Consider the following 14,363-nt stretch of genomic DNA (forward strand, 5'->3'; position numbering starts at 1 on the left):
AAAAATTTCTCGGCTATCTTCATGGAATTATTCTTTGTCACCTTTGAATATTCTTTAATTTCGCAGTGTATGACGTAATGATGGAGCCTTTCTTCAAATGTCTTGCTCTGTAGAAGTTTCTTTTGCTTGTAATACCTGCGTAGGATACAGCCGTGTTGCTGAAAATCCCCAAGCATTCTGACCACTCGAAAGACGTTAATGATCGATTGCGTCAGTTTTCCGGTTTTCTCCAGTTCGAAGAAGTTGTACTCACGTTCAAGAAAATGGAGCCCGGCTTCCTCAGTGAATCGAGCCGATTTTTCTGATTCTAAAAATGTGGCGACTCGCCGCCACATCGACCTGTAATACTTGATCGATTGCTCGTTGTAGTGCAGGCGGTAAAGCTCTTTTTCGAGTCGAGCAGTTAATTCCGAAAATGGCACTTCCATGATGCTACCTCCGAATTGTATAGTGAGAAGCTACTTCTCCTACTAAACATTTCGGAATATTATGCAAAGTAATTTTGGTTGAAGTCCTTTGCTGGCCTGGATTTGTGGGGTTTACTTTGCATAACGTGCTACTTCACATAAGGGGGTTTATGCAAAGCTTAGCATAAGGACCCTTGCGGTGTTCCGCTTGGAGTGGCGTATCTCTTTCCGCTTTTCATATACCCGGCTTCGAGCATCTGCCTAACCAGTTTGAGGATTCTGCCATTGCTGACTTGCTCCGCAATCATGTCGATTAGCGGTTCATGGTGGACCGTTCCGAAGAAATCTCGCAGGTCCGCGTCCACAATCCATTCACATCCATCCATGATTTCGCGGTAAATCTTCCGCATGGCTTGGTGCGTGGACCGTCCCGGTCGGTATCCGAAACTGCACTCGCTGAACAGGGGTTCAAAGATAGATTCAAGCCTGTTTTTCAACGCTTGCTGACAAACCCTGTCTCGTATCGTCGGAATGCCGAGCGGTCGTTTCTCGTTTGGCTTCCCTTTCTTGGGGATGAGAATCCGTCTGACCGGCATCGGCCGGTACGTGCCCTGTTTCAGCTCTTCGTGCAGTCGTTCTATTTCCGTCCCGGCTACAGCCTCAAACGCCGGAATGGCGACCTTGTCGATTCCTCCACTGCCTCCGTTTGCTCTCACCGATTCCCATGCCATTTCCAAGTTTGTTCGGTGGTATACCTTGTCGATTAAAGAATGAACTTTCCGTTCTGTGCCTTCTGCTTTCATGCGTCTCGTATCCTCCGCCTGCAAGTTCTGGGTCTTTCACATAGGGAACTATCCGTTCCTTGCTGCTTACTCACGAAACTCATGCCAGTTCCGGTCTCCATAAAGCGAGTCGCCTTCCCCTTCTGTTTCACCTTTTGAGTGAGCAGAAGCCAGCCGCACCAGGGCGACTGATCCGGACGTTTCTGTTGTTCGTCCGTTCCAAAGTAGTACGCAGCTCTCCGACTTCTCGCCATGCATCCGGCATGCACTTCGGGGTTTCCTTATAGCATCCGTTACTGAAACTGCCGCGCGTTCTTTGAAGCGGCGGGCGCGGCACGACCGCTTCGACTTTATTTACCCACTCGTCCTGCGAGTGCATTCGTTTCAGACACGACGAGATCTCCGTGGGTCACATCGACATCTTCCGTACCATGCCGCCCGCACACACCTTGGTGCGATGGGTGAACTAGAACGCCTTCGTCTCCATAGTGCAGACTCGACCTTGCCCCATCTTTGGCCGACCGGTTCGCAATTCGGGTAGCCCCGTTTCACTACGGCCTGGTACTTCTCCTCAAGCCCTTCAGACTCTGCCTCACGGCAGACGCCCTGCCCTCCGGCAAAAAAAAAGAAATTGCCGGCCCCCGAGGCATTACCCCCGGGTTTGGATATAAGCCTCCTAGTCCGAGGCTCAGCGGGACTTTAACCCGCCTGATGATCGTGCTGCCACGCGCGCAATATGGTATCTGCTGACTTCTCACGATAAATCTTGTTTCAACCGCATGTCGCAAATTCGCTTCATGCGTCCGTGAGACCTCCCACGGTAAGACGCGTAACACTTTCATCCCGTGTACCCGCCGCATTTACATCCTCGTGTCTGTGCAGTTTATTGGATTTCGTCTTGTTTTGCAGACTCATCCCACTTTGGATGCCTGATACGATTCGTGTTCCTCGGGTCGGGACTTTGCCTCCAGCTTCCTTCAGATTCCAACTCGCGGCGGACACCCTTGCTCTTGGCTAATGGTTGGCAACTGCCAGCCCCCATAGCGGACTTTCACCGCCTAGCTACGCGCCATGCGTGGCGCACAAAAACAAACCCTTGACGTCCCCAATAGGGCCGGTCAAGGGTTTTAGTTGAACAATGGCTAATACTAACCCGCGCCTTCCAACAGCTCCTCATCCCTAACAGGAGACGCGAAGTCGATTCCCGGAATCGGCATCGGCACCACGGTCGGGCAGCTGAGCCGGTATACTCGGGATTCATACGGCCTTAACGTGATTTTGCGGATGCGCTCCGCGGGGTCAACCTCATAGTTTGCGACCAGCAGCTCCCAGGATGCATACTTGATCGCGCGCGGCAGATTGAACGCGGCCGTGTCGGCGAACAGATTCGAGATGACCAGCAGCTTCTCGTCGCCCATCGTTCTCGTATAAGCGTAAATTTGCTTGTGCTTGGCGAGAACCAGGTCGTACGTGCCGTAGACGGCAACCGGATGCTCGGCCCGCAGGCGGATCAGCTTTTTATAATAATGGTAGATCGAGTCCGGATCCTGCATCGCCTTTTGCACGTTGATTTCCTTGTAGTTCGGGTTAACCCTAAGCCACGGGCGGCCCGAAGTGAAGCCGGCGTTCTCCATGTCGTTCCACTGCATCGGCGTTCTCGAATTGTCGCGCCCGTTTTTCCAGATAATTTGCATGATCTCATCGTGGCTTTTGCCGTTTTCCCGCTCCAGCCGGTACAGATTTTTGATCGCGACGTCGTTGTAATCCTCGATGGAATCAAACTGCACGTTCGTCATCCCGATCTCCTGCCCCTGGTAAATGAAAGGAGTACCCCGCATGAGGAAATACATCGTAGCCAGCGCCTTGGCGGACTTGTCCCAATAGGTCCGATCGTCCCCCCAGGTCGAGACGGAGCGCGGCTGGTCGTGATTTTCCATGAACAACGCGTTCCATCCGCTGCTTTCAAGCCCTTTCTGCCAGCGCGTCAAGGTTTTCTTCAGCGCAGCAATGTCCAGGCCGCCGTTCACGCTTTTGTTCCATAAGCCCAAATGCTCGAATTGGAAGATCATGTTGAACTTTCCGTTCTGCTCGCCGACCCAATGATCCGCATCCTGTATACTAACGCCGTTGGCTTCGCCGACGGTCATAATATTGTATTTGGCGAACGTCTTGCTTTTCAGCTCTTCTAGGAAATCCTGAATGCCTTCACGATTCATGTGCCCCTCAAGGGAAGGCACGTAGCGGAGCTTCTTCGGATTGCGCAGGTCCGGGAATCCCGGCACCTTCTTGATATGAGAAATCGCGTCCACCCGGAACCCGTCGATGCCTTTGTCGAGCCACCAGTTGACCATCTTGTACAGCTCTTCGCGAACCTCGGGATTTTCCCAGTTTAGGTCGGGCTGCTTGCGCGAGAAAATGTGCATGTAATACTGATCCGTCTGCGGATCGTATTCCCACGCCGAACCGCCGAAAACGCTCTCCCAGTTGTTCGGCTCAAGCCCGTTCTTGGCATCGCGCCAGATATAATAATCCCGTTTCGGGTTATCTCTGCTCGAGCGCGATTCGATGAACCACGGATGCTCGTCGGAGGCCGTCGCCGTTGCTGTCCATAAAGGCGCGAGGATAAATCTGATACGCGGTCGCTTCTTTCCACCATATTCTTTCCACTTCGTGCAACTCCTTTGTACGGTTTCCCCAATCCATCCTTAAGATTCAAAACGGGCAGTGGGCTGCCTCTGTATTGTACAACAGAAGAATCAAAGCTTAAACGCCGACGTTTTCTCCCGCAGCTGCCCGGCCGCTTCCTTCAGCGTGTCGGTCATTTCCATCAAATTTCCGGAAATTTGATATTGCTCTTCCGACAAGCCTTCCATCTGATTCATCCGTTCATTCACGTGAGCGGAAGACTCCGTCAATTGCTCTACCGAGGTCACGATCGTCGTCATGTCGGAGGCGATTTCGCCGATCGCCTGCGTAATATCGTTCATTTGGGCCGCCAGCGCCCCGCTTTGGCTTTCCAGCTGTTTGAACGTGGCGTTGGAATTCTCCGATATCGTCTTTGTTTTCCCGATCAGGCCGGCAAACGACACAAAGCTTTTCTCGCATTGCGCGAGATCCTCTTTGATTTGCTTCAGATCCGAAGCAATGTTCCGGGACAATCCGTCGGTTTGCGCGGAAAGCTTGCGGATTTCCCCGGCCACTACCGCGAACCCGCTGCCGTGTTCGCCGGCTCTTGCGGCTTCGATCGACGCATTCAACGACAGCATACCGGTCTGGCCCTTTGCTTTCTTCAACGCCTGATACCCGGAATCCATTCTTACGGCCAGCGATTCGAACGAGCTTCTGAAATCCGTCGACTTGTATTCGTCGTCCAGCTCCTTGAAACCTGTCTTCAGCTCGCCGAGCATTTTTTCCGCTTTTGCCAGATTGGCGTCGACCGTATCCTTTTTCACTTTCGTGTAGCCGTCCAGCAAATCGATGAACATAATGGTGGAGGCTTCTTTTTTCGCCTGGCCTTCTTTCATGATAGACCCCGCCTTATCGCATCATATTCTATTAGCCTTTATCGGCGCCTGTCGTCAAGCCTTCAACGATATAACGCTGCAACACAATAAACAATGTCGTAATCGGGATCGCGACCAATACGGAGCCTGCCGTGAACATCGTAAATTCGGGCCTCGCAAAGTTGTTGACGATCATGTTGTACAAGCCCACGGCGAGCGTCAATTTCTCGCCAGACTTCAGCACCAGCTTGGCGAAAATAAAATCCGTAAACACGCCGGCAAAATCGTCAGCGACGTATATACGATGAGCGGGGACGAGAGCGGCAGGATGACCCGAAAGAAAACGCCGAAATGCGAGGCGCCGTCGATCCTGGCGGCTTCAACCAGGCTTGTCGGAATCGTATCGAAATAGCTTTTGGCGTACAGGAAACCAAGCGGAGCTCCCGCCGCCGAGACGAGAATGATCGCGGTATGCGTATTCAGCAAATTGAACTGATTGAGTACGATATATAAGGCGATCAAGCTCATAAACCCGGGAAACAAACTCAGAACGAGCAAGCCGCTCATCAGATTTTTGCGCCCGGAGAAGCGGAATTTCGAGAACATATACGCAGTGAGCAGAACCAGAGTCGTGCCGATTGCCGTACTGGTCAACGCGATTTTAAGCGTATTGATATACCACAGGCCGAACGGATATCTCTGAAAAATTTCAACGTAATGGACGAATGTAAATTGGGCCGGAACCAAGGTTTCGCTGAACAGTGAGGTGCCCGGACGCAAAGAAGACATCACGACCCACAAAGCCGGATAGAAACAGAATAACCGAGGCGAAGTTGTATTGGCCCTGATCGATGGATAATTTGTACAGCCATGTAATCAGAATATCCGTGCTTCCCGCGAACCGGTAATCCGCGTTGACCGGATTGCCGCCCGTGAGCAGATAAATCAGGTTAAAGTTGTTGATATTCAGTGCGAGCTGCAGAACCAGGATCGGTGCCATGGAATACATGACGGCCGGGAACGTAATGAAACGAAGCTTTTTAAAAGCGCTCGCGCCGTCGATATCGGCTGCTTCATACATATCCCTCGGGATCGTGGACAAAATGCCGATAACCATCAGCATGGAAATCGGGAACCCGAGCCAAAGATTGACCAGAAGAATCGTGAATTTCGCCCATACGGCATCGGTCAGCCACGGCACCTTCTCAAACCCGAGCATCGTTAAATACTGATTGACCGGTCCGAACTGGCCGTTAAAAATATTACGCATGATCAAAGTCGATACGAATGCGGGGATGGCGTACGGCAGAATATAAAGGACCCGCCAAAACGACTTGAAACGGACATCCTGCTGCTGAACGAGAAGCGCGATCGCGAATCCTCCGAAGAAACAGGTGAATGTCGCAAAGAATGCCCAGCTGAACGTCCACATGGTAACGCCATAGAAGGTGCCGCTCCAGGCTTTGATCCGGAACATATCCCCGAAAGTCTTGAAACCGTGCCAATCGATCAGCTCGGCCGGCGGCATGTTCTCCCGCGTGAAGTTCGTAAACGCCAGCAGAATCATGAACACAATCGGCAGTACCGTAAAGAACAGAATGCCGATAATCGGCACGGTGATGACAAGCTGCGGAAAACGGTAATCGAACACATATCTGACCGTCTCCCCGAACGCGTTCGGCCGTCCGCCTTGCTCCCGCAATTTACCGACCCGGTAAGCGTCTTTAATGCATGACGGCCACCCGCAATTTGATCAAAATGATCAAGGGAGAGCGCGGCCTCCCCAGCCATTCCAACGTCACCCATTACCTGTCGATCCGCGACAGCACGAATTAAACCGGCAACGATACGTATAGCGACGAAAAAGGATCGGGCAACGGCGCAACGCCGCCGCCCGATCCTTATTTTTTGCCGAACCTTTCCTTTCAGATGGAAATGGCTGCCCTCGCATTTCCGGAGCCGACCGTTCCGGCGCAGTCTCCCCGTGCCTTGCCGCCTTGCCGCTTCAGGGTTGATGCCGTGCAGAGCAAAGGCGCCGCCTTGTCAACCGGTCTGCGGCTTCGGAGGAAGAGATGCCGCGGGACTCGGCATACCGGTAAATCCCGTTCAGCGTGCGGCGGATGCCCGATACCTGTACTCGCGCCTCATCGGCGCTCCGGCCTGCAATTTCAGCCGCCGTGACGATAATGCCGCCGGCATTGATCACATAATCGGGAGCATATAGAATTCCGTTCGCGTGCAGGATGTCGCCATGTCGCTGTTCCGCCAGCTGATTGTTCGCCGCGCCTGCCACAATCCGGCATCTCAGCAGCGGAACCGTGCTTTCATTAATAATACCGCCCAGCGCGCAAGGACAGAAAACATCGCATGCCTGCTGATAGATTTCATCCTTCCCGACAGCATATGCGTTAAACTGTTTAATGGCCCTGCCGACAAGACTGTCGTTCAGGTCGGAGACGAGCAGGCTCGCCCCCTTGCGATGCAAATAACCGCATACGAAATAACCGACCTTCCCCAACCCCTGCACGGCGACCGTCCGGCCCCGCAGCTCAGCCGATCCGAACGCCTTTGCCAGCGATGCCCGAATCCCCAGATAAACGCCATAGGCGGTCATCTTCGCCGTAAAATCTCCGGAGGCCCCCAGCGAGCCCGTGGTATCCGTCACATAATCGGTTTCCGATTTGATCCAGTCCATTTCCCTGACGGTCGTGCCCAGATCCATGCCGGTAATATAGAGGCCGCCGAGCCGATTTATGATTCGGCCGAGGGCGCGAAAGGCCGCTTCCTCCCCGCTCCGGCCGGGCGGTCTTATGACGACCGCCTTCCCTCCACCGTATGGAAGCCCGGATACTGCGCATTTAAAGGTCATCCCTTTGGCCAGCCTCAGCGCATCGAAAACCGCTTCCTCTTCCGAATCGTAATGCATGAACCGGCAGCCCCCGAGAGCCGCACCCAACGTCGTATCGTGGATCGCGATGACCGCCTTCAAGCCGCTGGGACGGTCCTGAATGAACAGCACCTGTTCAAACCCGTCCGCCGCGATCGACTGCCACAAATCCATGCATAGCCCTCCTCTGGACGTTCCCGGGAATTCGATGAAACCGGCGGAAATCAGGTTCCTATATCTTATTCGGCGGTACAGGCCGATGATGACCGGAATAAGCGCAGCCGAATACTTCGGGCCAAACCTTCAACGAGCCCTGTTTGTGAGACTTGCACCCGGCATCTACCTGATATAACCGGCTGCATTAGCGGCACGCCGTGCCGCTAACCGCCGCCGGTTGCCTGAAAATGCTCCGCTAGCGGCATACCATGCCGCTGACATCGCAATTTCCCCCGTAATCCGTCACTTTCGCCGAGCTAGCGGTACGCTGTGCCGCTAACCGCCGCCGGTTGCCCGAAAATGCTCCGTTACGGCATACCATGCCGCTAACATCACGGCCGTATTCCCGATCATCGTTCGGCCAAACAAAAACCTCCATTGCCACGTTAAAGCATGGCGATGGAGGCTTTATGGCGCGTTATCAATCAGATCAATCCATTGGGGTAGACGACGATTTTCAGGCACTCGCTCTTTTGGTTAAGCGCCCGCTCCATCGCTTCCTGCGTCTGTTCGAGGGCAAATTTGTCGGTCACAAGCTTGGTCGCATCGACGACCCCCGACGACAGAAATTCGATGCCTTTCGGGTACGTGTTGGCATAGCGGAAAATGCCGTATATATCGACTTCATTATCGGCGATAAAAGGCACGTTCAGCGGGATTTCATCCTGCGCGGGCAACCCTACGATCGCAAGCTTGCCGCCCCGCCGCAGCGAGCCGAGCGCGGATTGAAGCGCCTTCGGGTTGCCCGCCGTTTCCCAGGCGACGTCGACGCCCCGGCCGTTCGTTATGATCCCGATTTGCTCGACCGGATCCTGTTCGCGGATATTAATGACGTGGGTGGCACCCATCAGCCCGGCCGCTTCAAGCCGCAGCGGCTCAAGATCGGTGACGATAATCGTGGAGGCGCCGTACGCTTTGGCCGCCGCGACAGCCATCAAGCCGACAGGTCCCATGCCCATGATCGCGATCGTCGAGCCGGGCTGCAGCTTCGTCCGGACCGCGGCATGGATGCCGACCGAGAACGGTTCGACGAGCGCCGCCTCTTCGTAGGAGAGAGTGTCGGGAATCGGGAATACGAAATCCTCGCGAATTTTGATATATTGCACGAACGCGCCGTCGAACGGCGGGGTAGCCAGAAACTCGACGTCCGGACAGAGGTTGTATCTGCCCTCCTTGCAAGCGGCGCAGCGACCGCAGGTTACTCCCGGTTCCGCCGCCACCCGGTCGCCCGCGCGGAAACGCCGGACGGCGGAGCCGACGGCGGCAATCTCGCCCGCGCATTCATGGCCGAGAATGAACGGCTTGTCGACCACATATTTGCCGATGCGGCCGTGCGAATAGTAATGCAGATCGGAACCGCAAATCCCGACCGCCATCACTTTGATCAATACCTCGTCGGGGCCGATTTGCGGGACGGGCAGCTCCTTGATCCGGATTTCCCGGGTGTTATGCATGACGGCGGCTTTCATCGTTTGGGGCAACTGGCTGGTAGACATAGCTATCCATTCCTTTCCTGGTATGAGATTAACAATCCGGCGTCCATCTGGTAAACAGCTCCCTGTTCCGGATATAAAGCTGTTTGAACAGGGCGTAGTAATGGTCGTACAGCTCTTTGTGCCGCGGATTCGGCTCATAATACCGCTCATCCAGGGCTACGACCCGATCGCACCCTTCGCGAACGGACCGAAATACGCCGACTCCGGTTCCCGCGACGATCGCCGCGCCGACGCATGCTTCCTCCATCACGTTGGTCGTATAAACCGGCTTGCCGAAAATATCCGCCTGGCACTGCAGCCATAAGCCGTGCTTCGCGCCGCCGCCGGATGCGATCACCTTCTCCGCCCGGATGCCCTGCTCCTCCAGCAGCTCCAGCGCGTCCCGAAGCGCGTAGACGACGCCTTCCGCCACCGCCTTGACCAAATGCTCCGTCCGGTGCTTCAAGGTCATGCCGAGGAAGCCCGCCCTTGCGTCCGCATCCATGTGCGGCGTTCGTTCCCCGATCAGGTACGGCAGAAAAAGCACGCCCTCGCTGCCCGCCTCCACCTGCGCGCACATGTCCATCAAGCCGTTAAAATCTGCCGCCTGCAGCACATTTTCCTTCAGCCATTTCAACGCAAGGCCGCTGTTGAGATTGGAGCCCTGGATCACCCAGGAGTCCGGGTAAATATGGCAAAACGAATTCATTCTCCACTGCGGATCGTAGACCGGATCGGCCACCATCGAGGAGACCTGGCCGCCGGTCCCGATATTCGAGATGACCCGGCCGGGTTCGACCGCCCCGTTGCCGACCGCCTGCATGCACTGGTCGGAGCCGCCGTAAACGACGGGCGTCCCGGGACGCAGACCCGTCTCCCGCGCCGCTTCCGCCGTTATTTCGCCCGCAATATCGAACGGCTCACGGCATTCGGGAAACAAGTCGGCCGCAATGCCCAGCGCTTCGATCAACGGATACGCCCATTGCCTGCCGCGGGTATTGAAAGCAAGCGTGCTTGAAGCGTCCGTCGCCTCGGAACCGATCCGCCCGGTCAGCTTGAAGCGGATATAATCCTTCGGCAGAACGACGCTGCGAACCGACGCATATCGATCCGGTTCATTCTCTTTGATCCACAGCAAGGACGCCAGCGCAAAGCCCGCCGACGCCTTGTTCATCGTTTCGCCGGCCAGGTTCATCCGCTCCAACAGCTCATTGATGCGATCGACCTGCCGCTTCGATCGTTGATCCGACCAGATGATCGCCGGCCTGACCGGCATTCCCGCCGCGTCCAGCGCGACGAGTCCGTGCATTTGGCCGGATAATCCTATGCCGCATACGCTTCCCGGATCGGCGCCGGTGTCGGCGAACAGCTTGCGGATCGTATCGGCGGCGGCGGTCCACCACTTGTCAGGCGGCTGCTCGGCCCAATCCTTCCTCGGAACGTCGATGTCATACTGCGCTTGGGCTGCGCCGTACGTCCGGCCGTGCACATCCATCAGCAGCGCTTTTACGCTAGAGGTTCCCAGATCAATGCCCAGCAACATGCTCACTTCAGACGCTCCTTTTCTAAATTTAACCGTTTACATCGCGTTTCTGTTTCAATTGTAGCCTCAGCGCCGGATAATAGAAATGCATTTTTTTTATATTTTTTAAGCTTTCTTTTTACACTCTTTCAACAGGCTTGCGGCGATTGGCGAATCAGTCGGCCGAACCGCTCTCCGGATAGAGCCTCGGGAGCGTGATCGTCATTCGGGTTCCCTCGCCGATGCCGCTGCCGATCCGCAATCCGTATTGCTCGCCGAAGTAAAGCTTGATCCGTTCCTCGACATTGCGGAGGCCGATGCCGGTATGCATTTTTTTGATGCTTCCCGCACCGCTCCTCCATTCGTTCTCGTCCATGCCCGAACCGTTGTCGATGACGCTGATTTCCAGACGCTCGCCGCTGCGAATATGCGCCTCGATCCGGATGATGCCGCCCTCTTCCCTCGATTCCATGCCGTGATAGATCGCATTCTCGACCAGCGGCTGGAGGATCAGATTCAATACGCAGCAGTCGCAAGCCTCGTCCTGGATGTCGAACTCGACCTCAAAAATATCGCCGTACCGGTATTTCTGGATCGTGATATAGTTTTTGATCATGTTGATTTCTTCCGACAGGGCGACCATCCGGCCTTTGTGCGAGATGCTGTATTTCAGAAGCTGGATGAGCGAAGTCGTCATATGGCCGATATTGTCCACATTCTGAATGACCGCCAGCCACCGGATCGAATCGAGCGTGTTGTATAGAAAATGGGGATTGATCTGCGATTGGAGCAGCTCGAACTCCATCTCGCTCTTCTTCTGCTCCTCCTCGATCGTCCTGCGCAGCAGCGTATCCAGCTTGACGACCATTTTGTTGAAGGAGTTGCTCAGCTGGCCCAATTCGTCGGTCCGGATAATATCGATTCTGGTGTCCATATTGCCCTTCTCGAATTGCTTGATCTTCCTGTTCAGCTCGATGATCGGTTTGGTGAAATAGATCGACAGCCGGTAGGAAGCCACGAATGAAATGATCAGAAACAGCAGCAGCGCTAGCAGCCCGATTTGCCCCAGCTGATTCATCGACGCGTTGATTTTGGCCGTATCGATCATGCGCACGATTCGCCAATTGCTGTAGCTGATGGAGTCGGAGACGATGATGCTTTCCTGGCCGAAAATTCTCCCGTTGATCTGCGTCTGCTCCTGCTTCAGCAGCTGCGGATACTGCTCGGTGACGCCGCTCAGATTGGCGGTGTACGGATAGCTGAGAATGGTCTCGTTCTCCGCCGTGACGATCAGCACCTTCTCGTCGGCGCCGCCCGTCGTCGTCGCGACGATCTCCTCCAGATAGGACCGGTTGATGTCGATGACCAGAAACCCGAGCCGATAGCCCGATTGCGGCTCAAAAATGGGGACGACGAACGAGATGACATTGCCGTTCACGCACAGAAAATAATACGTGTCCGCCGCATCCTTGTAGCAGCCTTTCAGCTTGCCCTCGATTTCCGCATTCCGCTCCGCTATGCGCCCCTGGACCTCTCCGGTGACCGTACTGAAATAGCTGCCCCCTTCCCGGTTGCCGATGATTTCGATTTTGCGGATGTATTCGTGGATCGAAACGAGATTGTTGATCAGCGAATGGACGATCGTCCGCGAGCTTGCCGCCTCCTCATCGCTGCCGTTGAACTGGCCGCTCAACTCCTTGATCACATTCCGGTTTTTGCTGATGGAATTGACCGTGTTGTTCATGAAGCTGAGGATGAGCTCGACGCTTTGCTTCGTGCCGTTGGAATAACGGACCGCGCTGTCGATTTCCTTCTCCCGCATCGTTTGAAAAAAATAAAAGTAGACGATGACGCTGATCGAAATCAGCATGAGCACGACCAGGGAGGAGATAAAGAGAAAGATCCGTTTCTGTATCAAGCTAACACCCGCTTTGGTAGGTTATCGCTTATCCGTCATGGCCGAGGGAGGCGGACGCCTTTTTGAACTCCTGGCAGTTCATGCCCGTCGTTTCCTTGAACACTTTGCTGAAATAGTACGGATTGTCGAAGCCGATCAGCTTGGCGATCTCATAGGCCTTGTAATTGGAATGGAGCAGCAGCTCCTTCGCTTTGTCGATCCGGATATTGTTCAGGTAATTGGTGAAGTTCACGCCGATTTCCTGCTTGAACAGCAGGCTCAAATAGCTTTTATTGATCTGCAGATAGTCGGCCAATTGAGACAATGAGATATTGTCCTTATAGTTTTTTTGCAGGTACTGAATGCTTTTCGCGATATGGACGGAATGAATGTTCCGCCCGTTATGCTGGCAAATCTTCTTGTACACGTCGATCACATAATGCCTGACATCATCGAAGCCCGAAAAATCGACGAAGGCCTGCTGGTTCAAGATCAGGTTGTTCGTTACGAACAGCTCCGCGTTATCGTCGGTCAACCGGTTGAAGACGCTCTTGACGGCGGCGACGGATTTCATGTTGTACAGCATCTGAAACAGGTCCGCCAGAAACTTCTCGACACGGCCGGCGTCCTTCAATTTGACCCATTTATTCAACTGCTCCATGTCGAGGCTCACGAGCGGATCGTTGTCCCGTTCCGCAACCCGGGCTCCGGAGAACACCGTGATCTCACCCGAGAAGTAGCTCTCTTCCTGCGCGGCTTTGGACTGCTCGTACAGCAAGCGCAGCTCCCCGATATGCCCGGCGGTGCCGCCGATCCCGATAAACAGGTTCTGGTTCAGAAACTGCTTCGCATTATTTTTGACGGTGTGCATCATTTTTTTGATTCTGTCATGCATGCCGCCGGCTTCGCCGCCGTTCAGAACGAAGATGACTTCATTTTTCCGCACGGCCGAAAGCACATGAAAATCTTTGCCTTTCAGCGTCTCCAGCGACAGCTTCTCGATCGTCTCTTCCTTCGTCAGATTCAGCGTATCCGCTTCCGTATCGGCAAACCTCAGCAGCATGGACAAGACCGTATAATGAGTCCCGCGCAAATCTTTCGTCAAAGTTTCAATACTCTCTTCCTTTTCCCGCACGGAAAGATTATCCTTGAATAACAGGCGATACAGATGCGCGCCGTAATCCTTTCCGGCCGCCGCGGCCGAGGGGAAACGGCTGTCGTCCGGCTGGCCGGCAAGGCGCTCGAGCGCTGTCAATATTTTCTCCGGAGATATTTCATGCTTCAGGATATACTCGTTGACGCCCAATTGAATGCCCTTTTGCGCATATTTGAAATCGTCGTAGTTGGATAGAATGATTACTTTCAGCGAAGGATTTTTGCCCTTGAGAATCCGGATCAGCTCCAGCCCGTCCATAAACGGCATCGAGATGTCGGTCAACAGGATGTCGGGCTGCGTCTCGTTGAAAATCTCGATCGCTTCCGACCCGTTCTTGGCGTCGTCCAGCAGCGTAAACCCTTTCTCTTCCCAAGGGATAATGGACTTCAGTCCCATTCGCACCAGAAATTCGTCGTCGACGATTAACACTTTCATCGTTAAAGTTACCTCCAATGGTGCCGATCCGTCCTATTTCAAGTATAATAAACATCGTCGTCCATAACATTTCTAGTCGGTTG

The 14,363-nt window shown here is 54.3% G+C and carries 11 protein-coding genes and 1 pseudogene; all 12 read right to left on the reverse strand.

Annotated features, from left to right (window positions below):
* Positions 1-428: hypothetical protein (locus RWM61_RS14240; RefSeq protein WP_314001917.1), on the reverse strand; the 428-nt coding region annotated here is incomplete at its 3' end.
* Between the two features lie 158 nt (positions 429-586).
* On the reverse strand, positions 587-1,210 hold the full coding sequence (locus tag RWM61_RS14245; RefSeq protein ID WP_314001919.1) for a reverse transcriptase domain-containing protein: 624 nt from the start codon (positions 1,208-1,210) through the stop codon (positions 587-589).
* Positions 1,211-2,427: 1,217 nt separating this feature from the next.
* Positions 2,428-3,856, reverse strand: a pseudogene (locus RWM61_RS14250) (alpha-glucosidase); the annotation flags it as partial.
* 89 nt (positions 3,857-3,945) lie between these two features.
* A complete protein-coding gene (locus RWM61_RS14255) occupies positions 3,946-4,713 on the reverse strand; it encodes a methyl-accepting chemotaxis protein (RefSeq protein ID WP_314001921.1) in 768 nt (255 codons plus the stop codon).
* A gap of 31 nt (positions 4,714-4,744) precedes the next feature.
* Positions 4,745-4,966 carry a hypothetical protein gene (locus RWM61_RS14260; protein WP_314001923.1) on the reverse strand — a complete coding sequence of 74 codons (222 nt, stop codon included), beginning with the start codon at positions 4,964-4,966 and terminating at the stop codon, positions 4,745-4,747.
* Positions 4,930-5,439 carry an ABC transporter permease subunit gene (locus tag RWM61_RS14265; protein WP_314001925.1) on the reverse strand — a complete coding sequence of 170 codons (510 nt, stop codon included), beginning with the start codon at positions 5,437-5,439 and terminating at the stop codon, positions 4,930-4,932. The genes RWM61_RS14260 and RWM61_RS14265 overlap by 37 nt, the downstream gene beginning before the upstream one ends.
* Complete coding sequence (locus RWM61_RS14270) at positions 5,402-6,394, reverse strand: sugar ABC transporter permease (RefSeq protein WP_314001927.1); 993 nt, start codon at positions 6,392-6,394, stop codon at positions 5,402-5,404. Before RWM61_RS14270 ends, RWM61_RS14265 begins: the two co-directional genes overlap by 38 nt.
* Positions 6,395-6,697: 303 nt before the next feature.
* A complete protein-coding gene (locus RWM61_RS14275) occupies positions 6,698-7,753 on the reverse strand; it encodes a Glu/Leu/Phe/Val dehydrogenase dimerization domain-containing protein (RefSeq protein ID WP_314001929.1) in 1,056 nt (351 codons plus the stop codon).
* A 467-nt stretch (positions 7,754-8,220) separates the two neighbouring features.
* Positions 8,221-9,291 carry an NAD(P)-dependent alcohol dehydrogenase gene (locus RWM61_RS14280; protein ID WP_314001931.1) on the reverse strand — a complete coding sequence of 357 codons (1,071 nt, stop codon included), beginning with the start codon at positions 9,289-9,291 and terminating at the stop codon, positions 8,221-8,223.
* Positions 9,292-9,319: 28 nt separating this feature from the next.
* Entirely contained in the window at positions 9,320-10,813 is a 1,494-nt protein-coding gene (xylB, locus tag RWM61_RS14285) for a xylulokinase (protein ID WP_314001983.1), read from the reverse strand.
* A gap of 154 nt (positions 10,814-10,967) precedes the next feature.
* Entirely contained in the window at positions 10,968-12,710 is a 1,743-nt protein-coding gene (locus RWM61_RS14290; protein WP_314001933.1) for a sensor histidine kinase, read from the reverse strand.
* Between the two features lie 28 nt (positions 12,711-12,738).
* Positions 12,739-14,280 (reverse strand): response regulator, encoded by a 1,542-nt coding sequence (locus RWM61_RS14295; protein WP_314001935.1) that lies wholly within the window; start codon positions 14,278-14,280, stop codon positions 12,739-12,741.
* Between the last annotated feature and the right edge of the window lie 83 nt (positions 14,281-14,363).

The sequence above is a fragment of the uncultured Paenibacillus sp. genome, assembly GCF_963515335.1.
GTDB lineage: Bacteria > Bacillota > Bacilli > Paenibacillales > Paenibacillaceae > Paenibacillus_I.

What these genes read in the sequence shown, in the direction of transcription:
- RWM61_RS14245 (WP_314001919.1), bottom strand. Translation starts at nt 1,210, where the DNA reads ATGAAAGCAGAAGGCACAGAACGGAAAGTTCATTCTTTAATCGACAAG.
- RWM61_RS14255 (WP_314001921.1), bottom strand. Translation starts at nt 4,713, where the DNA reads ATGAAAGAAGGCCAGGCGAAAAAAGAAGCCTCCACCATTATGTTCATC.
- RWM61_RS14275 (WP_314001929.1), bottom strand. Translation starts at nt 7,753, where the DNA reads ATGGATTTGTGGCAGTCGATCGCGGCGGACGGGTTTGAACAGGTGCTG.
- RWM61_RS14280 (WP_314001931.1), bottom strand. Translation starts at nt 9,291, where the DNA reads ATGTCTACCAGCCAGTTGCCCCAAACGATGAAAGCCGCCGTCATGCAT.
- xylB (WP_314001983.1), bottom strand. Translation starts at nt 10,813, where the DNA reads ATGTTGCTGGGCATTGATCTGGGAACCTCTAGCGTAAAAGCGCTGCTG.
- RWM61_RS14295 (WP_314001935.1), bottom strand. Translation starts at nt 14,280, where the DNA reads ATGAAAGTGTTAATCGTCGACGACGAATTTCTGGTGCGAATGGGACTG.